The organism is Isoptericola halotolerans (assembly GCF_003003075.1).
Taxonomy (GTDB): domain Bacteria; phylum Actinomycetota; class Actinomycetes; order Actinomycetales; family Cellulomonadaceae; genus Isoptericola; species Isoptericola halotolerans_A.
On sequence record NZ_PVTX01000014.1, the window covers coordinates 39171 to 58096 of the forward strand.

General features: G+C 74.3%; 18 protein-coding genes. 9 read left to right on the forward strand and 9 right to left on the reverse strand.

Features of this window, described 5'->3' with window-relative positions; translation table 11 throughout:
* Window positions 1–5 precede the first annotated feature (5 nt).
* Window positions 6–674: an O-methyltransferase gene (locus BCL65_RS16700; RefSeq protein ID WP_106269651.1), complete on the reverse strand. Its 669-nt coding sequence runs from the start codon at window positions 672–674 to the stop codon at window positions 6–8.
* Between the two features lie 278 nt (window positions 675–952).
* On the opposite strand from BCL65_RS16700, the gene erm reads away from it, so the two are divergent.
* From erm to BCL65_RS16725, 5 genes are all read left to right on the forward strand, one after another.
* Window positions 953–1738, forward strand: coding sequence for a 23S ribosomal RNA methyltransferase Erm (gene erm, locus BCL65_RS16705; RefSeq protein ID WP_106269652.1), 786 nt, complete (start codon window positions 953–955; stop codon window positions 1736–1738).
* A 75-nt stretch (window positions 1739–1813) separates the two neighbouring features.
* Window positions 1814–2638 (forward strand): hypothetical protein, encoded by an 825-nt coding sequence (locus BCL65_RS16710; protein WP_106269653.1) that lies wholly within the window; start codon window positions 1814–1816, stop codon window positions 2636–2638.
* 10 nt (window positions 2639–2648) lie between these two features.
* On the forward strand, window positions 2649–3719 hold the full coding sequence (locus tag BCL65_RS16715; RefSeq protein WP_125206573.1) for an AI-2E family transporter: 1071 nt from the start codon (window positions 2649–2651) through the stop codon (window positions 3717–3719).
* Between the two features lie 9 nt (window positions 3720–3728).
* Window positions 3729–4304, forward strand: coding sequence for a 1-acyl-sn-glycerol-3-phosphate acyltransferase (locus tag BCL65_RS16720; protein ID WP_106269655.1), 576 nt, complete (start codon window positions 3729–3731; stop codon window positions 4302–4304).
* A 4-nt stretch (window positions 4305–4308) separates the two neighbouring features.
* The gene (locus BCL65_RS16725) at window positions 4309–4875 is read left to right on the forward strand and encodes a GNAT family N-acetyltransferase (protein ID WP_106269656.1); all 567 of its coding nucleotides are present in this window, start codon (window positions 4309–4311) and stop codon (window positions 4873–4875) included.
* A 45-nt stretch (window positions 4876–4920) separates the two neighbouring features.
* Here the strand turns inward: BCL65_RS16725 and BCL65_RS16730 are convergent, their stop codons facing one another.
* On the reverse strand, window positions 4921–5832 hold the full coding sequence (locus tag BCL65_RS16730; protein WP_106269657.1) for a universal stress protein: 912 nt from the start codon (window positions 5830–5832) through the stop codon (window positions 4921–4923).
* A gap of 126 nt (window positions 5833–5958) precedes the next feature.
* Here BCL65_RS16730 and BCL65_RS16735 point away from each other — a divergent pair, with 126 nt between their 5' ends.
* Complete coding sequence (locus BCL65_RS16735; protein WP_106269658.1) at window positions 5959–7584, forward strand: sensor histidine kinase; 1626 nt, start codon at window positions 5959–5961, stop codon at window positions 7582–7584.
* A gap of 54 nt (window positions 7585–7638) precedes the next feature.
* On the opposite strand, the gene BCL65_RS16740 is transcribed toward BCL65_RS16735, so the two are convergent.
* From BCL65_RS16740 to BCL65_RS16750, 3 genes are all read right to left on the reverse strand, one after another.
* A complete protein-coding gene (locus tag BCL65_RS16740) occupies window positions 7639–8286 on the reverse strand; it encodes a response regulator (protein WP_106269685.1) in 648 nt (215 codons plus the stop codon).
* Window positions 8287–8395: 109 nt separating this feature from the next.
* Complete coding sequence (locus tag BCL65_RS16745; protein WP_165800058.1) at window positions 8396–9316, reverse strand: universal stress protein; 921 nt, start codon at window positions 9314–9316, stop codon at window positions 8396–8398.
* Between the two features lie 197 nt (window positions 9317–9513).
* On the reverse strand, window positions 9514–10056 hold the full coding sequence (locus BCL65_RS16750; RefSeq protein ID WP_106269660.1) for a hypothetical protein: 543 nt from the start codon (window positions 10054–10056) through the stop codon (window positions 9514–9516).
* A 198-nt stretch (window positions 10057–10254) separates the two neighbouring features.
* Between BCL65_RS16750 and BCL65_RS16755 the strand changes: the two genes are divergently transcribed.
* Both BCL65_RS16755 and BCL65_RS16760 read left to right on the forward strand, forming a co-directional pair.
* On the forward strand, window positions 10255–10839 hold the full coding sequence (locus BCL65_RS16755; RefSeq protein WP_106269661.1) for an RNA polymerase sigma factor: 585 nt from the start codon (window positions 10255–10257) through the stop codon (window positions 10837–10839).
* Window positions 10836–12149: a hypothetical protein gene (locus BCL65_RS16760; protein ID WP_106269662.1), complete on the forward strand. Its 1314-nt coding sequence runs from the start codon at window positions 10836–10838 to the stop codon at window positions 12147–12149. The genes BCL65_RS16755 and BCL65_RS16760 overlap by 4 nt, the downstream gene beginning before the upstream one ends.
* Window positions 12150–12153: 4 nt before the next feature.
* On the opposite strand, the gene BCL65_RS16765 is transcribed toward BCL65_RS16760, so the two are convergent.
* Window positions 12154–14277 carry a hypothetical protein gene (locus BCL65_RS16765; protein WP_106269663.1) on the reverse strand — a complete coding sequence of 708 codons (2124 nt, stop codon included), beginning with the start codon at window positions 14275–14277 and terminating at the stop codon, window positions 12154–12156.
* A gap of 166 nt (window positions 14278–14443) precedes the next feature.
* On the opposite strand from BCL65_RS16765, the gene BCL65_RS16770 reads away from it, so the two are divergent.
* Window positions 14444–14704, forward strand: a complete 261-nt coding sequence (locus tag BCL65_RS16770; protein ID WP_106269664.1) for a hypothetical protein — start codon at window positions 14444–14446, stop codon at window positions 14702–14704.
* A 31-nt stretch (window positions 14705–14735) separates the two neighbouring features.
* Here the strand turns inward: BCL65_RS16770 and BCL65_RS16775 are convergent, their stop codons facing one another.
* The 3 genes from BCL65_RS16775 to BCL65_RS16785 form a co-directional block, all read right to left on the reverse strand.
* Complete coding sequence (locus BCL65_RS16775; protein WP_106269665.1) at window positions 14736–15872, reverse strand: dipeptidase; 1137 nt, start codon at window positions 15870–15872, stop codon at window positions 14736–14738.
* A gap of 100 nt (window positions 15873–15972) precedes the next feature.
* Entirely contained in the window at window positions 15973–16332 is a 360-nt protein-coding gene (locus tag BCL65_RS16780) for an RNA-binding S4 domain-containing protein (protein WP_106269666.1), read from the reverse strand.
* Between the two features lie 135 nt (window positions 16333–16467).
* Window positions 16468–18921 carry a beta-xylosidase/alpha-l-arabinosidase gene (locus tag BCL65_RS16785; RefSeq protein WP_106269667.1) on the reverse strand — a complete coding sequence of 818 codons (2454 nt, stop codon included), beginning with the start codon at window positions 18919–18921 and terminating at the stop codon, window positions 16468–16470.
* Between the last annotated feature and the right edge of the window lie 5 nt (window positions 18922–18926).

Below are 18926 nucleotides of genomic sequence, written 5' to 3' on the forward strand. Positions count from 1 at the left end.
GCCGCTCAGCGGACGCGCGCGATCGCGAACCCGTCCCAGCCCTTCGAGCCGACGGTCTGCAGCGCCGTCGCCTCCAGCCTCGGGTCGGCACCGAGTGCGCGCAGGAACGCTCGTGCGCCCCGAACGCTCGGGTCGTCGCTCGAGGAATCGACGACGGCGCCCCGGCGCACCACGTTGTCGCCGACGACGACGCTGCCGGAGCGTGTCAGCCGCAGCGCGAGCTCGAGGTAGGCGGCCATGTTCGCCTTGTCGGCGTCGATGAAGACGAGGTCGTACGGCTCGTGCGCGGCGTCGGCCAGTTCGGCGAGCACATCGAGCGCCGGCCCCACCTGGATCCGCACCCGGTCACCGACACCGGCATGGTCGAGGTTCTCCCGCGCCACCTCCGCATGCCGCGGGTCCAGCTCGACGGTGGTCACGTGCCCCTCGGCGCCGACGGCCCGCGCGAGCCAGATGGTGCTGTACCCGGCGAGCGTCCCCAGCTCGAGGACGCGTCGCGCGCCCGCCATCCGTGCCACGAGCGCGAGGAAGGCGCCCTGGTTCGGTGCCACCTCGATCGGCGGCAGCCCCCGCTCCCGTCCCAGCGCACGCGCCGCGACCAGGGCCTCGTCCTCGGTGACCAGCTCACCGGCCAGGTAGTCGTCGACGTCGCTCCACTGCTCCCCGGTGTCCATGCCCCGATCCTGGCACGCGGCACGGCCCCGACGACGGCTCACCCCGATATCCGCTGGACCGGGTCTCGGCCCCGCCCTAGGGTGCCGGCCATGGGAACACTGTGCTGCGCGCCGTCGACGGCGCTGCTCTTCCGCGACCGCCGCGCCTGACGGCGCGTCCGCGGGTCCACCACGCCACGCGCCGTCGTCCGGGACGTCCTCGCACCCCGGCCGCGCGTCACCTCGTCATGTCCTGACGCCTGTCGGGGTGCTCCGTTTCTCTCGTTCGGAGCGCACCCGTGCCCACCCGTTCACACCATGGCGGCCGCCATGAGCTCGGCCAGAACTTCCTCGTCCACCGCCCCACGATCGACCGTCTCGTCGCCCTCGTCGTCGCCACCGACGGCCCCGTCCTCGAGATCGGGGCCGGGGACGGCGCCCTCACCGTCCCGCTCGCCCGGCTCGGCCGGGACCTGACGGCGCTCGACCTCGACGAACGCCGCGTCCGGGCGCTGCGCCGTCGCCTCCCGACCGTCCGGGTCGAGCATGCCGACGTGCTGCGGCACCCGCTGGACCGACCCGTCGTCGTCGGCAACGTCCCGTTCCACCTGACCACACCGGTGCTACGACGGCTCCTCGGCCGCGACACCTGGCGCCACGCCGTCCTGCTCACCCAGTGGGAGGTGGCCCGCAAGCGTGCCGGTGTCGGTGGGGCGACGATGATGACCGCCCAGGCCGCCCCCTGGTTCACCTTCGCGCTGCACGACCGGGTCCCGGCACGGCACTTCCGGCCCGTCCCCGGGGTCGACGGCGGCCTCCTGACCGCGACGCGCCGCCCGGAGCCGCTCGTCCCGGCCCGCGAACGCCGCGCCTACGAGGCGTTCGTCCGTCGGGTCTTCACCGGGCGGGGACGCAGCCTGGCCGACGTCCTCACCGGTGCGGCCGGTCTGCCCCGTCGCGCGTCGGCTACGCTGCTGGCCGACTGCGGCGTGACCGCGAGGGCGCTGCCGCGAGACCTGCGCGCGGAGCAGTGGGCCCGTCTGTGGCGAGCCGTCCCGCGACGCTCCGGCGTGGGCCGTGCGTGAGGACTGGGTGCGGCCTCGGTCGACCACGCGGTGCGGATAGCCTGCCCCTCGCCGGCCGAGGACGAGGAGACGGACATGGCGCGGGACATCGAGGACGCACAGCGGGCCGGACCTGCCGGAGCCGAGGTGACCGTCACCCCGGCCCGGCGGGCGCTCCGCCCCCTCGGCTACCTCCTCGTCGGGCTCGTGTGGACGGCGCTGAGCGTCGTGGTGCTGGCGCTGGGTCCGGGGATCCTGGTCTTCGTCGCCCTCGAGGGCACCATGGAGGTCGGCGGGATCTGGGCGGACCTGACCACCCAGCCCGGCGAGATGACGGCGTTCGCGCTGAGCGTGCCGCTGCTGGTGGCGATCTGGGGACCCGGGGTGCTCTGGTACCTGCCGTGCGCCACCTGGCCGCTGGCCGCGCTGTCGTTCGTGTACGTCGGCCGCTCCCTACGGCCCCGGTACGCCGCAGAGCCGCTGTCCCGCACGCGACGGGTCGGGCGCGGCGACGCTCTGGGCCTGCCGACGGCGTCCGGCGTCGCGCTCTCGCTGCAGCCCGCGCACCCGTCGCGGACCACCCGCTCGCTCATGCGGTGGTACGCCTCGGGCTGGCTGCCGGACGGGCACATGTTCGTCGCGATGCTGCCGGCGGGCGGTGCCTGGTTGCTGACGCTGGTCGGTCTGGCCTCGGACGTCCCGGTGCCCGCCCGGACCGTCCTGCTGGTGAGCGCCGCGTGCCTGGCCGCGTGGAGCGTCGTGCTGGGCCGGCGGGCCTGGCGACGGCGCTTCCACGGCGTCGGTCCGGGCGACGGGCCGGACGTCGCGCCGACGTCGCTGAGCCCCGAGGAGCGCCGGGCCCGGATCGCCGAGCTCCGTGCGCGCCGGGACGCGCGAGCCCGGGTGGGCCCGCTCGGATAGGTTCAGGTCCATGCCACCTGCCGCCGCCTCCGCCGTCGGGCACGACGGGTCCACCCTCGAACGCTGGGGACGCCGCGCCTGGGCGTTCGTCGGGCTGGCCCTGGCCTCGGTCGCGGTGTACCTCGGCACGTCGATGATCTCCGGGCTGGTGATCCCGCTGGTCGTCGCCCTGGTGGTCGGCGCGCTGTTCGCCCCGCTGTGCTCGTGGCTCGGCCGGTGGATGCCGCGGCCGCTCGCCGCGCTCGTCGTGCTGCTCGGGCTGCTCGCGGTCGCCGCCGGGACCCTCGGCCTGGCCGTCCGCGGCGTCGTGCAGCAGGCCGCCGAGATCGGCCGGCAGCTCACCGAGGGGTTCGAGGCCCTCCAGGCGTGGGCGGCCGACCTCGGGGTCGAGCTCCCGGACGTCGGCGCCGGCGAGGCGACCGGCCTCCCCGAGTGGGGCACGATGCTGCTCTCCGGCTTCACCGCTCAGCTCGGCAACGTGTTCTCGGGGACCGCGGCGCTGGTGATGGGCACGTTCGTCGGCGTGTTCCTGCTCTACTTCATCCTGGCGGACTGGGACGTCCTCATGCGCTGGACGGCCCGCCATCTGGGGGTCGCCGAAGACGTCGGGGCCGGGATCATCGACGACGGCACCTGGGCGATGCGCCGGTACTTCCTGGCGCTGACCGCATCCAGCGTCGTCGTGTCCGTCATCGTCGGCGTCGCCGCCTGGCTGCTCGACCTCCCGCTCGCCTTCACCATCGCGGTCGTCACGCTCATCACCTCGTACGTGCCGTTCATCGGCGCGATCGTCTCGGGCGCGTTCGCGGTGCTCATCGCGCTCGGGTCCGGCGGCGTGGTCCCCGCCCTCGTCATGCTCGTCGTCATCCTCGTCGCCCAGAACGGCGTGCAGACGATCATCCAGACCTTCATGACCCAGGGTGCCCTGAAGATGCACCCCATCGTCATCCTGGGTTCCACCATCGCCGGCGGTGCGCTGTTCGGCCTGCTCGGGGCCGCGCTGTCCACCCCGGTGGTCGCCATCCTCATCAAGATCACCGAGCGGCTGCGCGCGCTCGAGAGCCCGCCGGCACCCGACTAAGATCGGTCGATGCTCACCACGTTGCGACGCGCCGTCGCCGGCCTCTTCTGGCGGCTCAGCCGGTGGACCCTGCGGAGCGAGCCGGCGCCCGACCGGGCCGGCATCCTCATCGGTGCGCCCCACACGTCCAACTGGGACTTCGTGCTGATGCTCGCCATCTCGTGGCGGCTCGGCCTGGACATCCGCTGGCTGGGCAAGCACACGCTGTTCAACGGCTGGAAGGGCCCGCTCATGCGGGCGCTCGGCGGCATCCCCGTCGACCGCCGTGACCCCTCGCGGGTGGTCGTCGACGTGCTGGACCACGTGTCCCGCGGCGAGGTCTTCCACCTCGTCGTCACCCCGGAGGGCACGCGCTCGGGCGACGGCTGGAAGTCCGGCTTCTACCGCATCGCCCGCGAGGCCGGCCTGCCCGTCACGCTCGGCTACGTGGACCGCACCACGATGACCACGGGGCTCGGGCCGACGCTCGAGCTCACGGGCGAGGTCGGCGCCGACATGGACCGGATCCGCGCCTTCTACGCCGACAAGTCCGGGTACAACCCGGAGCTGCGCACCGAGCCCCGGCTGCGCTCGGAGGAGGGCTAGCACCGTGCCCGACGACGTTCCTCCGGTCGCGCTGCCGGCCGGCGTGACGCTGCGGCTCCTGCACCGCGACGACGGCCCCGCCCTCGCCGCCGCCTACCGCCGCGACCGCGAGCACCTGGAGCCGTGGGAGCCGGCCCGACCCGCGGCGTTCTACGAGGCCGCTTATCACGCCGCCCGCATCCCCGTGCAGCTGCTGGAGCACCTCAACGGGCGCAGCACGCCCTTCGTGCTGACCCGTGGGGCGGACGTCGTCGGGCGGGTCACGCTGAGCGACGTCGTCCGAGGATCGTTCTGCAACGCTCACCTCGGCTACTGGCTCGCCTCCGACCTCACCGGACGCGGCGTGATGACCGCGGCGGTCGAGGCGGTCGCCGTCTTCGCCCGCGACGACCTCGGGCTGCACCGGCTGCAGGCGGCGACGCTCCTGCACAACACGGCCTCCCAGCGGGTGCTCGATCGCACCGGCTTCGCACGCATCGGTACCGCCCCGCAGTACCTGCGCATCGCCGGCCGCTGGCAGGACCACGCGCTGTTCCAGCGCATCCTGCCGGACGACGAGGCTCCCGCCTGACCGCGAGGCGGTAGCGGCCAGACGGGAGGTTCGCGGGCGCCGGGGCTAACCGTGCGCCACGATGACGGGGCAGGGCACGTCGCGGGTGAGCCGGTCGGCCACCGACCGCAGGACGCGGCCGGTCAGCGGCGTGTGCCGGCGCCCGCCCACCACGACCAGGTCGTGGCGGCTGAGGCGCGAGACCAGGACGTCGACGCACGATCCGTGCCCGAGCTCGACCGACCACTGCACACCGGGGTACTTCTCCCCCCAGCGCCGCATCTCGTCGTGCACGCTCGCGAGCGCCTCGTCCTGGTACTGGTGGACCCAGCCGCCCGCCGCGGCGTAGGGCCCCGCGACGAGGTCCCTGGTCAGCGCGTGCACGGCCGCCAACGGCGCCCCGGCGTGCCGGGCCTCGTCGAACGCCAGGTCCAGCACCCGGTTCAGGTGGTCGTCGAAGTCGACCGCGGCCACGACCCGCCACACCGGCCCGACGGCGTCGGCCGGGCACGCGGACTGCAGCGCGACGGGGTCGATCGGCACCACCGCGACCGGGCCACGGGCCATCGCCGAGACGGCCGACGACACCGAGCCCAGCACCAGCCGGTCGAGGGCGTGCCGCCCGCGCCGTCCCACGACGACCAGGTCCGCCACGGCCGACCGTTCGACCAGGACCCCCGCGGGCGCCCCCTCGACGACCTGGGCGTCGATGTCGTCGGGGACCGAGCCGGGCCGCAGGCGTCGCTTCTCCGCGAGGCGACGCAGCGCCCTGTCGGTCACGTCCTGCGCCTCCGCCCGCAGCGCTGCGGGACCGAGGCCGTACCCGTCGGCGGAGGGCGTCGCCGTGACCTCGTAGGCGGTCACCACGGTCAGGCACGTCCGACGACGCACAGCCTCGGCCGCCGCCCATTCCAGGGCCTGGTCACCGGCCGACGACCCGTCGATCCCGGCGACCACTCCGTACCGCGTGGTGCTCATGGCGTCCTCCTTCGCTCCTGGCACCAGTACGCCACGGCGCCGCAGGCCTCCGGCAGGGGCGCGCGCCCCCTCCCGGCGGGTCGAAGGTCCCGGGCCGGACAGCTCGCGCGCCGCTACGGTGGGCCCATGACCGACGACGTGGACGTCCTGCTCGAGGCCGTGCTCTCCGTCGGTCGTGGACCCGAGCTCGAGGGCACCCTGCACCGCGTGGTGCAGACGGCCGCGGACGTGGCCGACGCCCGGTACGCGGCCCTCGGCATCATCGGTGAGGACGGCCGGATCGCCCAGTTCCTCACCGCCGGGCTCAGCGAGGAGGAGATCCGGGCCATCGGTCCCTACCCGCGTGGACGCGGGCTCCTGGGTGAGCTGATCCGGCACCCCGTCCCGCTGCGGCTGCCCGACATGAGCGCGGACCCCCGATCGGTCGGGTTCCCGGCCCACCATCCACCGATGCGGTCGTTCCTCGGGGTGCCGCTGCAGGTCCACGGCAGACCGTTCGGCAACCTCTACCTCACGGACAAGCGCGGCGGCGGGGAGTTCAGCCCGCACGACCAGCGCCTCGTCGAGGCGCTGGCCTCCGCGGCGAGCGTCGCCGTCGAGAACTCCCGGCTGTACGACGAGGCGACGCTGCGAGAGCGGTGGGCACGCGGCAACGACGAGATCTCCCGGCGGGTCCTGGAGGGCGATCCCCCGGAGCTCGTGCTCGACGCCGTGGCGCAGGAGGCGATGCAGGTCGCCGGAGCGGACGTGGCGGTCCTGGCGACCGTCGCCGTGGACCAGGACGACCACCTCCAGGTACGTTCCGCCCACGGTCCCGGCACGGAGGGGCTGGTCGGCACGCTCGCCCCGCTGGAGGGCACCTTCGCCGCCGAGGCCTACGCCGCGGGCCGGCCGGTCGTCACGCACGACGCCGCGTCGGACCGCCGTCAGACCATCTCGTTCAACCCGCCGAGCGTCGTCGGTCCGTTGGCCGCGCTGCCGCTCGGCGGGCCGGGCCGGACGTCCGGCGTCCTGACCGTCGGGCGCCGGCTCGGCACGCCGCCCTTCCCGCGGGTGGTCATCGACGCGCTGGCGGCGTTCGCCGCGCAGGCAGCCGTGGCCCTCGAGCTCGCCGAACGACGCCACGACGCCGAACGGCTCGCGGTCGTGCGCGACCGGGACCGCATCGCCCGGGACCTGCACGACCTCGCGATCCAGCGTCTCTACGCCACCGGTCTGTCGTTGGAGGGTGTCGGCCGTCGCCTGCAGGACCGGTCCGACGCGACGGCCGACGCGGAGCGGGTAGGCCGCGCCGTGACCGACCTCGACGAGACGATCAGCCTGATCCGCACCACGATCCGTGGGCTGCAGCCGTCCACGGGCACGGTCCGGCGGGTGGGCCTGCGCGCCCGCCTCGTGGCCGAGGTCGACGCCGCGTCGCACGCCCTGGGCTTCACCCCGGCGCTGCACATGGCCGGCCCCGTGGACACGCTGGTACCGCCCCCGACGGCGGACCACCTCGTGGCGGTGCTCCGGGAGGCGTTGTCCAACGTCGCCCGGCACGCCGGCGCCCAGCGGGTCGGTGTCGAGCTCGTCGCGGGCGACGACGTCGTCCTCACCGTGTCCGACGACGGCCGCGGGATCCCCGCCGACGCCCGGCGCAGCGGTCTGGCGAACCTCGAGCGCCGCGCCCTCGAGCTGGGCGGGACGCTCACCGTCGCATCTGCGCGGCCGGGCACCACGCTGTGCTGGCGCGTCCCGCTGGACGGGTAGGGCCGTCGTCGGCGGGACCGTCCGTCGTCGGCGGGACCGTTCAGGGCCGCGGGCTCACGGGCGCTGCTCGAGGCGGGTGGCGAGCACCGCCGCCTGGACCCGGCGCTCCAGGCCGAGCTTCGCCAGCACGCTGGAGACGTAGTTCTTGACCGTCTTCTCGGCGAGGAAGAGCTCGGCACCGATCTGGCGGTTCGTCAGTCCCTGACCGATCAGCGCCAGCACGCGCCGTTCCTGGGCCGTCAGGTCCCCCAGCGGGTCGGCCGCGGGGTGGTCCTGCGCCCGCATGCGCTCCATGACGAGGCGGGACGCCCGCGGGTCGAGCGTCGACCCGCCCGCCGCGACCGTGCGGATCGCCGACAGCAGGTCGTGCCCCCGCACCTGCTTGAGGACGTAGCCCGCGGCGCCGGCGAGGATCGCGTCGAACAGGGCCTCGTCGTCGTCGAAGGACGTGAGCATGAGGCAGGCGACGTCGGTGCTCGACCGCAGCTCGCGGCAGACGCTCACGCCGTCGCCGTCCGGCAGGCGGACGTCCAGCACGGCGACGTCCGGCCGCAGGGCCGGGATCCGGGCCAGCGCCTCGGCGGCGGACCCGGCCTCGCCGACGACCTCGAGGTCGTCCTCCGCCTCGAGGAGGTCGGCGACACCGCGACGGACCACCTCGTGGTCGTCCACGAGGAAGACCCGCACGGCCCGTTCGCTCATGGTGACCACGCTACGCACCCTGCGCTGGATCGGGTAGCCCCGGGCCGGGCAGACCCTGCCCGCCTGACCGTCTCAGGGGGATTCACGGTCAGGCGGGAGGCGTGAGTCGTCAACGCTGTTCGTGCGCGACGAGGATCGGGCACTCGACGTCCCGACCGAGGCGGTCGGCGTCGGACCTGAAGATCCGACCGAGGATGGGCGCGTGCGGCCGGCCGCCGACCACGACGAGGTCGTGCCGGCTGAGCCGTCGCGTGAGCACGTCGACGATCGACCCGCGGGCCATCTCGATGGTCGTCGGCACCGTCGGGTACTTCTGCTCCCACCGGCTCAGCTCGTCGTGGAGGCGAGCCGTCGCCTCCTCCGCGTACTCGTGCACCCACGCGGTGTCCATCGCGTACGGCCCGGCGATGAACTCCGAGTGGAGCGCGTGGACGAGCAGCAGGGGGACCCCGGCGTGCTGCGCCTCTTCGAACGCGATGTCGAGCACCCGCTCGAGGTGGTCGTCGAAGTCGACGGCGGCCGCGACGCGCCACACCGCACCGACGACGTCGCCGGGGCAGGCCGTGGCCGCCGCGACGGGGTCGAACGGGACGATGGCCACCGGACCCTTCGCCCTGGCCGACAAGACCGCGGACACGGACCCCAGGACGACCCGGTCGAAGGCGTTCAGACCACGGCGTCCGACGACGAGCAGAGCGCTCGTCGCGGAGTGCTCGACCAGCACGCCGGCCGCTGACCCGCGCACCGTCTCCCAGCTGATGTCGTCGGCCTCCGGCACCTGGCCGGCACACTCCTCGCGGGCCTTCGCCAGCCGTTCGGCCGCCCGTCCGACGACGACGGTGGCCTCGTCCCGCATCGCGTCCGGACCGATCCCGTAGCCGGCGCTGCCCGGGACCGTCGTGACGTCGTACGTGGTCAGCACGGTCAGGGTGGTCCCTCGGCGGACGGCCTCCGCCGCCGCCCAGTAGAGCGCCTGGTCGCTGTCCGTCGAGCCGTCCACGCCGACGACGACTCCGTGTCGCTCGCTCATCACGTCCTCCTTGGTCCCTCTTCTCCATCGGACACGGCCGCCGGATCGGACCGGCAGTGCCGCATGTCCCGACCTCATGGGCCGAAAGTCCCGGTCCGGGCACCGCGAGCCGCGGTCCCCGAACCTGGCTCACCGACGGCCTCGAGGTCGGGGACGACCCCGAGGCGGTCAGCGGCACGGACGATCTCGCTGCCCGCTCAGCGCAGGATCGGGTAACGGCGGACCAGGTCGGTCGCCGCCCAACGACGCCCGAGCCCGAACGTGTCCCCGGCCGCGACGGCAGCCAGACCGATCAGGACGACGGCTTCGATGAGGTGGTCGTCGAGGAACGGGTTGACGTCGATCGGCAGGGCGGCCATCCACATCATGACCAGCAGCAGCGCACCCGCGCCGGCGGCGATCCGCATCCCGATGCCGAGCGCGAGGGCCAGACCGATACCGAGCAGGCCGAGCATGAACAGCCAGTCGATGACGACGACCCCGGCCATCGCTCCGAAGAAGTCGGCGAACGGACCCTCGACGTTGCTGAGGAAGCCCTCCGTCGGCGAGCCGCCGGAGATCCACGCGTTCTCGGCCGGCGTGGCCAGCCCCAGACCGAACGTCTTGTCCGCGAAGGCCCACAGGAACTGGAAGGCGATGAGCAGACGGAGCACCGCGAACGTGATCGCCGCGGTGGGCGACAACGCGGTGCGCTCCGGTGCGGTGGGTACGCTCTGCGCGCCCCGGACGGTGGTGGTCATGGCTTCCTCCTCCGGCCGGGGGGAGCCCGGCCCTCGCTGCCCGGTTCTCTCCCGGGCGACACGTTCAGCATCGCCGTCGGGCACCGCGCTACGGCAGGGTGCAACGGTCCTGACCTGCGGGTACGTCGGCCCTGCCGCGAGGGCCGAAGGTCCCGATCGGGGCACGTAAGCCCCGCGCGGCCGGGGACACTACGTGGTGTGAGCACTTCTTCCCCCGGTGACCCGGCACCGGCCGACGGCGATCCTGCCGAGCGCCTCGCCGCGCTCTGGGACGCCCACGCGGTCCGCGTCCAGGCCTACCTGCTGCGCCACACCGACCCGGACACCGCTCAGGATCTGCTGTCCGAGACCTTCCTCGTCGCGTGGCGGCGTCTCGACGACGTCCCGGCCGAGGCCCTGCCGTGGCTGCTCGTCGTGGCGCGCAACCTGCGGTACAACGCGGCGCGGTCCCAGGCGCGCCGGCGGCTGCTCACCACCGAGCTGACCCGGCTCGAGAACGCGGCACCGTCGGTGTCCGGGTCGCCCGAGTCCCTGGCCACCGAGCGCGACCAGCTGCTGCGCGGGCTCGCCACGCTCACCGACCGGGAGCGCGAGGCGCTCCTCCTGGTCGCCTGGGACGGGTTGGCGCCGTCCCGGGCCGCGGACGTCGCCGGGTGCACGACGGCGGCCTTCCACGTCCGCCTGCACCGCGCGCGACGCCGCCTGGCCGCGTTCGTCGACGACGACTCTTCCGCGCTGCGCGCTGTCGGCAGCAGCACACCAGCCACCCGGAGGTCCGCATGAGCACCTCGAACATCGACGACCGGCTCGCCCGTCTCGCCCCGACGTCCTCCCCCGACCCGGAGCGTCTCGCGGCGGCGCGCTCCGCCGTCTTCGACACCACCGAAGACGAGCGGTGCGGCTCGCGTCGAGGCCGAGCGCACGACGGCGCCCACGTGGTCGACCTCCACGACGCGCCCGACGACGTCGTCACTCCGCTCGGCGCCGCCCGCCGGCGCCGGAACCGGCACCTCGGGGCCGCAGCGGCGGCTGCCGGGGTCGTCGGCGTGGTCAGCGTCGGGATCGTGCTCCTCCCCGGGGAGGCCGGGATCTTCCCCGCGTCGCCCGAGAGCACGTGCGAGGACCAGCTGCTGCGCCATCTCGGCCCGCTGCCCGAGGACGCCGAGGAGCCGGTCTGGCGCACCGTCGCGAGCGAGTCCACCGACACCACCGACACGACCCTCCTCGTGCTCGACGGCGGCGGGCTCGCCGGGGCGTGCTCCGAGATCCGGGGAGAGGGTGGCGGGTTCACCTCGACCGCCACCTGGTCGCTGCCCGACGTCGAACCGGCGGCGGACGAGATCCTCCCCCGCGGCATCACGACAGGCCGCGCCCCCGTCGTGTGGGGCGTCGCCGATGCGAACGTCACCGGCGTGGTGGTCACGCACGAGTGGGACCACGGCACGTCCCGCAGCGTCGTCGAGGCGCGGGTGACCGACGACGGCTACTGGTCCGCGTTCTTCTCCCCGGAGGATCGCATCCCGCAGGACGCGGAGCCGAGGTTCACCTGGCAGCTCGAGGACGGCACCGAACGGTCGATGGCGCTCGACGAGGCCTGGCCGGGGGTCGACGCCAGCACGCCGCTGGCCGAGGCGCGGCGCGAGGCGTGCGGCATGACGTTTCCGTCCTCCTCGCCGCGGCTCGTCCTCGAGGAGGTGCGGGACGATGCCGGTGTCACGTTCCTGGCGGATGGCGCCGGGCCCTCGGTCCTCTGCCTCCAGGACGCCGGGCCGCCCTACAGCGTCCGGCTCGCCAGCGGCGGCACGACCCTCGAACCCGAGACATCTCCCGCCGAGGAAGAGGCTGTGGCGGACTACGGCGGCGCCGGGAGTCGCGGAGCGGCACTCGTCGGCCGCGCCGGGGACGACGTGGCGCGCGTCCAGGTCACCACGACCGACGGCCTGCCGTTCGACGCGGAGGTCGTCGACGGCTACTGGGTGGTCTGGGGCGCGGCCCTGGGCAGCGAGGAGGGCGACGACCCGTGGCAGGACGCCACGCTCCGCTGGTACCTCACCGACGGGTCGCCGGGCGGCGAGCGCACCGTCTTCGAGTAGGCGCTCAGCCGCCGACGGGCGCCTTCGCGTCGTCCGTGCCGCCGTCGGCCGCGTCCTCCGTAGCGTCCTCCGTCGCGTCCTCCGGCATGGTGCCGTCCGGCGCCGCACCGGGCGCAGGGATGACCGCCACCACCTGGGGTGCCGTCAGCCCGGCCGCTCGCCGACGACGACGGCGCCGGACCAGCAGCACCGGCACGAGCACGACGAGCGCGAGCAGGAGCAGACCGCCGACGATCACGGCCAGGCCGATCCACAGCGCGCGGTCGGCCTGCGCGGTGGTCTCCTCCGCGAGCGCCGCCGCCTGGTCGAGCTCGCCGTCCGCGAGAGCGGCCCGCGACCCGGCCGCCGTGGCGTCGGCGTCGAGCAGCAGCTCGCCGAGCTCGGTGACCGGGTCGCTCTCTGCCGCCACGGCCGCCGAGGCGCGGCTGACCTGCTCCATCGTGGTGACGGTCTGCGGCAGCAGGCTGCCGAGCTCTTCGTACTCGGCGGGGGTCTCGGCGTCCTCGTACGCGGCGCGCACCGTGTCCGGGACGCCGAGGCCGGTGGTCTCCGCCGCCTCCTGGACGGCGACGGCCTCCGGTGCGAGCACCTCGAGCGTGCCGACCTCGTCCGCGGCCTGGTCGAAGTTCCAGTTCGTCATGTCGCGCCGCAGCCCCAGCGGCACCTGCCACGCGCCGTCGGACTCGTCGAGCTCCGCGTAGGCGTCGCGGGCGTCGGCGCGCTCGGCGAGGAGATCGGCCCCGTCGCCGTCGACCACCCACTTCTCGTAGGCCCGCGTGCCGTCGACGCCGCCCCGTTCGGCGACGAGGTCGAGGAACCGCTGCCAGTCGACCCGCCCGTGGTTGTTGCGGGTGCTGCCGGCCACCTCGTAGGCGCCCTCCCCCGCGTACGCCGCGGAGACGACGGCGGTGAACGTCTCGTCGTCGAGGTCCCCGAGCAGCCGGTGCACCGCGGTGTACGCGGCGGCGTAGGCGTACGTCTCGGTGGCCGGGTCGCGCTCCGTCTCGGACCAGTTCACCAGCGGCAGGGCGACCTTCGCCCGGCGGCTCGGCGCCGGGCGTGGCTCGCCCTCGCCGTCGACGGCGTCGATCACGCGGTACGCCGTGGTCTCGGTCAGGCCCTCGTAGAGCCAGCGGCCCTCGAACCGTCCGTCGTCGAACCAGGCGTGGCCGAGCTCGTGGAAGAGCGTGGCCTCGTCGAGCTCCTCGCCCAGGACGATCTCGTCACCGACGTCGTCGAACCAGGCGTAGCCGAGGACCTGCGGGGAGACGTCCTCGCGGATGACCGCGATGCGACCCGGCCACGGTTCGCCGAGGAACGACTCCAGGACGGGCAGGCCCACGGTGACGCGGTCGGCGGCGAACTTCCGCCACGTCTTGTCCCCGGGGAAGCTCTGCAGGGTCAGGGCGGCGTCGCCGACGGTGACCTGCTTCTCCTCGGTCTTGGCGGGGTCGCGCACCGACACGGCGGCCCAGACGCCCCACTCGTCGGTGGCCTCGTCGAGCGTGTACACGGTCTTCTTGCCCCGCTGGTCGGGCGTGAAGTCGGCGGTGGCGTCGAACGTCATCGCCTTCGGCACCACGACCTCGACGCTGACGGCGCCGGGATCGCCGGTCGCCTGCGCGGCGAAGGTGCCGTAGCCGGGACCGACGCGGGTCCACCGCTCGGAGCGGATCGGTGCGCCCCCGATGTCGTACGTCCACACGATGGTGCGGCTGCGTCCGTAGCGCAGCGGCGAGAACCGGGCGGTGGCCCACTGGACGTTGGGGTCCTCGGGCTCCGCCTGGAAGCTCACCGGCAGCGACGACCCGCCGCTCGTGGCCCGCACGTTCTTGGCGCTCGCCGGCACGCCGATGCCGTAGGAGTCCCAGTAGTAGTACGTGTTGCCGCGGTCCGGGGTGACGTTGGTGATGGTGGTCGTGACCTCCGCCGTGACGCGGCCCTTGCCCTGGACGACGAACCGGGCGTGCGACTCCTCGGTGATCCCGTTCGCGGCGGCGGCGGGCACGACGGCGGCCGGTGCGACGAGCAACCCACCGAGCCCCAGCGCGAGGGCGAGCGCCGCCGTCGTCGTGCGGCGGAGCAGGCGCCCCGGCAAGCTCTGTCGGGTCCGGTCCGCGCGCGCCACGTCTGCTCCGTCGTGTTGTCCGTCCGACGACCCGGCGGTCGTCGGGCCGATCGTAGCGGTACCGGGTGACCGGTCGGTATCCCCGGGCGCCGGAGATCGACGTCCCCGGCTCGCGCCACGCTCGCGCGTGGGGTAGACCGGAGTCACACGAGACCGGGGGGTCGTCATGTTCTCAGAGGCCGGATCTACCACCATCGCGCTGCTGACGGCGTGCACCGATCCCGACCTGGGCATCCGGTCACGGATCGTCCAGGAGCTGCTCGACGAGGCCAGCCAGGATCCCCGGCTCGCCCGCCAGGTGATGACGACGATGCTCACGGCGTCGGTCATGTCGCTGCGCGCCTACTCCGACGCCGCGGACCGCGACCCGCACGAGGTGCTCCAGGCGCTCGGCCTGTCCTGGTCCGCGCGGACGCTCGGCGTCTGAGCTCGCCGCCCGGCGCCCGACGCCCGGGCCCTCAGTCCAGATGGGCCGCCACGCCCTCCGCGGTGCGCATCACGCGCAGCATGTTGCGGCTGGTGAGATGCCCGAGATCGGTGTCCGTCCACCCGCGGTCCGCCAGCGCCTCCAGGAGCGCGGGATACCCCGAGACGTCGGCGAGCTCCGGCGCGAACCCGTCCGCGCCGTCGTAGTCCCCGCCCAGGCCGACGTGCTCGACGCCCGCCACCTCGCGCACGTGCTCGATGTGCGCGACGACGTCGTCGAGCCGGGTGGGCGGCGCCGGGTTCGTCTCCCGCCAGCGGGCCAGGAAGCGATGGAAGGCCGGGTAGTCGGTGGCCGAGACTCCCTCGGCCACGGCGGCCTCGGCGGCCTGCTCCTTCCAGCGAGCCACCTCCGGCGTCACGAACTGCGGCACGAAGGTGACCATGCAGACGCCGCCGTTGTCCGCCAGGCGGGACAGGACGTCGTCGGGCACGTTGCGGGGCACGTCGCAGACCGCGCGGGCGCTGGAGTGGGAGAAGATCACGGGTGCCTCGCTGACGTCGAGGGCCGCGTGCATGGTGCCGACCGCGACGTGGGACAGGTCGACGAGCATGCCGAGGCTGTTCATCTCGCGCACCACCTCGCGGCCGAACCCGCTCAGCCCGCCGTGGTCGCCCGGCTCGTCCGTGGCGGAGTCCGCCCACGAGGTGCTGTCGTTGTGGGTGAGCGTCATGTACGACACGCCCAGCGAGCACAGCATCCGCAGCACGCCGAGGGAACCGTCGATCGAGTGGCCGCCCTCCGCGCCGAGCAGGCTGGCGATCCGGCCGTGCGCCCAGGCCTCCTCGACGTCGGCGGCGCTGGTGGCGAGCTGGAGCTGGTCCGTGTTGCGGGCGACCATCCGGTGCACCGCGTCGATCTGCTCGAGCGTGGCGACGACGGCCTCCGCACCCGGCAGATTGGTCGGCACGTAGACGGACCAGAACTGGGCGCCCACGCCCCCGGCACGCAGCCGCGGGATGTCGGTGTGCGTCCGGCCCTTCGTCGAGCCGGAGATGTCGAGCCGGTCCCAGTCGTAGGCGACCTGCTCGCGGGCCTCCCACGCCAGGTCGTTGTGCCCGTCCCACACCGGTTGGTCGGCCAGGAGGTCCCGCACTCGTTCACTCACCATGCTGGCGACACTAGCCCTCGCGCGCTCCCGGCGTCGGCCGGGGGCCCGACAGCGCCCGTCGCCGAGGTAGTGGCTCGCGCGCCGAGGTAGTGCGGCCGGGCTACCGCCGTCGTCCGCGGAGCTTGTCGATCTCCCGCCGCTCCCGCTTGGTGGGCCGGCCGGCACCGCGTTCCCGCAGCCCGACGGCGGCACGCTCCTCGCGCGTCGGCACCGGCGGGCTCTGGTCCTCGTAGGCCTTGACGGCGAGGGGCGCGCCGACCCGCTTGGGGATCAGCTCGCGGACCACGACGACGCGTTCCCGCAGGGGGTCGCGCCAGGTGATGCGGTCGCCGACCGCCACCGACGTCGCCGGCTTGGCCACCGTGCCGTTCACCCGCACCCGGCCGGCGCGCAACGTGGAAGCCGCGACGGAGCGGCTCTTGAAGAGCCGCACCGCCCACAGCCAGATGTCGACCCGCATCCGTCTACTCTCCCACGACCCCGCGCCCGGCCGCCCTCCCTCGGCGACGGCCGCACTACCTCGGCGCGCGAGCCCCTACCTCGGGGGGAACCGCACTACCTCGGCGACGGCCGCACTACCTCGGCGCGCGAGCCCCTACCTCGCGACGGCGGCGGTGGCGATCCGCTCGTCCACCGCCGTCACCGGATGGACCGGCCCGGTCAGCGTGAGCGTCGCCCGCGGCGTCGCCGTCCCGGGCAGGTCCCGGCGGGTGACCGCCTTCTCGTTGGTGATCGCACCGCCCGTGGCCTCCTCGAGGACCTCCCGACCGGCGCCGTCCGTCGCGGCGGCGTGCGAGCCGACCCACACCTGGAACTCGCCCGGCTCGACGACGCGCTCGAGGCTGCGGTCGGTGAACGCGAACCGTGCGGTCGGCACGGCGAACGCGACGACCACCGACTCTCCCGGCGCGAGCTCGACGCGTTCGTAGGCCAGCAGCTGGGCCACCGGCCGCGGCAGCGAGCCGACGACGTCGCGCCCGTAGAGCTGGACGACGTCGGCGCCCGCCACGGCCCCCGTGTTCGTCACGCGGACGGACGCCGTGAACGAGCCGCCGGTCGGCGCCGAGGCGTCGACCGCCAGCTCCGAGTAGGCGAACTGCGTGTACGACAGCCCGAACCCGAACGGTCGCACCGGCGTGGAGTCGGTCGACGTGACGTCGCTCGGCCCGCCGAGGATCGGGTGCAGGTAGGTGTACGGCTGCGCCCCGGCCGAACGCGGCAGGGACACGGGCAGCCGTCCGGACGGGACGACCCCTCCTGCGACGGCACCGGCGATCGCCGTGCCGCCCTCCTCGCCGGGGAAGAACGCCTGGAGCACCGCGGCCGGTCGCCGGTCGCCGTCGAGCGCCCAGTCGATGGCGTACGGGCGCCCGGAGACCACGACCATGACGACGGGCGTGCCGGTGGCGACCAGCTCTTCGACGAGCCGGCGCTGCGCGCCCGGCAGGTCGAGCGACTCGACGTCGTTGCCCTCGCCCACGGTGCCCCGGCCGAACAGCCCGGCCTGGTCGCCGACGACGACGATCGCGACGTCGGCGGACCCCACCGCCGCCACGGCCTCGCCGAAACCGGACGTGTCCGTCCCCTCGACCTCGCAGCCGCGGGCGTGCACCAGCGTGGGCTGCTGCACACCGGCGTCGGCGAACGCCCCGCCCAGCGCCTCGAACACCGTCGGGATCTCGAAGCCCAGGGGCTGCTCCGGGTGGTGCGCCAGCACGTGGTTGGCGAACGAGTAGCACCCCATCAGGGCGTCGGCCCGGTGGGCGTTGGGCCCGACGACGGCGACACGGCGGGGCGACTGTGTCCACCCGCTCAGCGGGAGCACGCCGTCGTTGGACAGCAGCACCACGGACTCCTCCGCGAGCCTGCGGGCCACGGCGCGGTGCCGTGGCGAGTCCAGCTCGACGGTGCGGGGCGGCTCGCCCGTGAACGCGTCCAGGTCGAGCAGCCCGAGCTCCTCCTTCTGCACGAGGGCCCGCAGCACGGCCCGGTCCACGAGCGCCTCGTCGACCCGGCCGTCCCGCACCGCCTCGGCGAGCGGGGCGAGGTAGGCGTCACCCGTCGGCAGCTCGACGTCGAGCCCGGCGGCGAGCGCCTGCCCGGCCGCGTCACCGCGGTCCGCCGCCACGGCGTGCATCACCTGCAGGAACGCGACGCCGAAGTAGTCGGCCACGACGACGCCGTCGAACCCCCACCGCTCCCGGAGGATCCCGGTGAGGTACTCGTGCGCCGCGTGGTTCGGCACGCCGTCGAGATCGTTGTACGAGGCCATGACGGAGCGCGCACCACCGTCGCGCACCGCCATCTCGAAGGGCGGCAAGTACGTGTCGGCGATCTCGCGCGGTCCGGCGGAGACGGGCGCGTGGTTGCGCCCCGCCCGCGAGCCGGAGTACCCGACGAAGTGCTTGAGGGTGGCGTGCACGCCGGCGCCCTGGAGGCCCCGGACGTACGACGTGCCCACGGTGCCCACGAGGTAGGGGTCCTCGGCGATGCACTCGTCGACGCGCCCCCAGCGGGGGTCCTGCACGACGTCGAGCACGGGCGCCAGGCCCTGGTGGATGCCGAGCGTGCGCATCGACCCGCCGATCACGGCGCCCATCTCCTCGACGAGCGCCGGGTCGAACGAGGCGCCCCAGGCCAGCGGCGTCGGGAACGTCGCCGCCTTCCACGCGGCGAGGCCGGTCAGGCACTCCTCGTGGACCAGCGCCGGGATCCCGAGCCGGGTCTCCGCCTTGAGGCGGCGCTGCTCGTCCCACAGCCAGCGGGCGCGCTCCACCGGGTCCACCGGGCGGGTGCCGTACACCCGCGTGTAGTGGCCGATCCCGTGCCGGGTGACCTCGCCGAGCCGGTCGGACCCCGCCTGGCCGGCCGCCATCTCGCCCTGCATGGGCGCGACGACCTCACCGCCCTGGTCGAGCCAGTAGCCGACGATCTGGGCGAGCTTCTCCTCGAGGGTCATCTCCGCGTGGAGCGCGGCGACCCGGTCGGAGACCTGGGGGCCGACAGGTGCCGGCCCGGGCGCGCCCTCGATCACGGTCTCGGTCGCCATGCGGT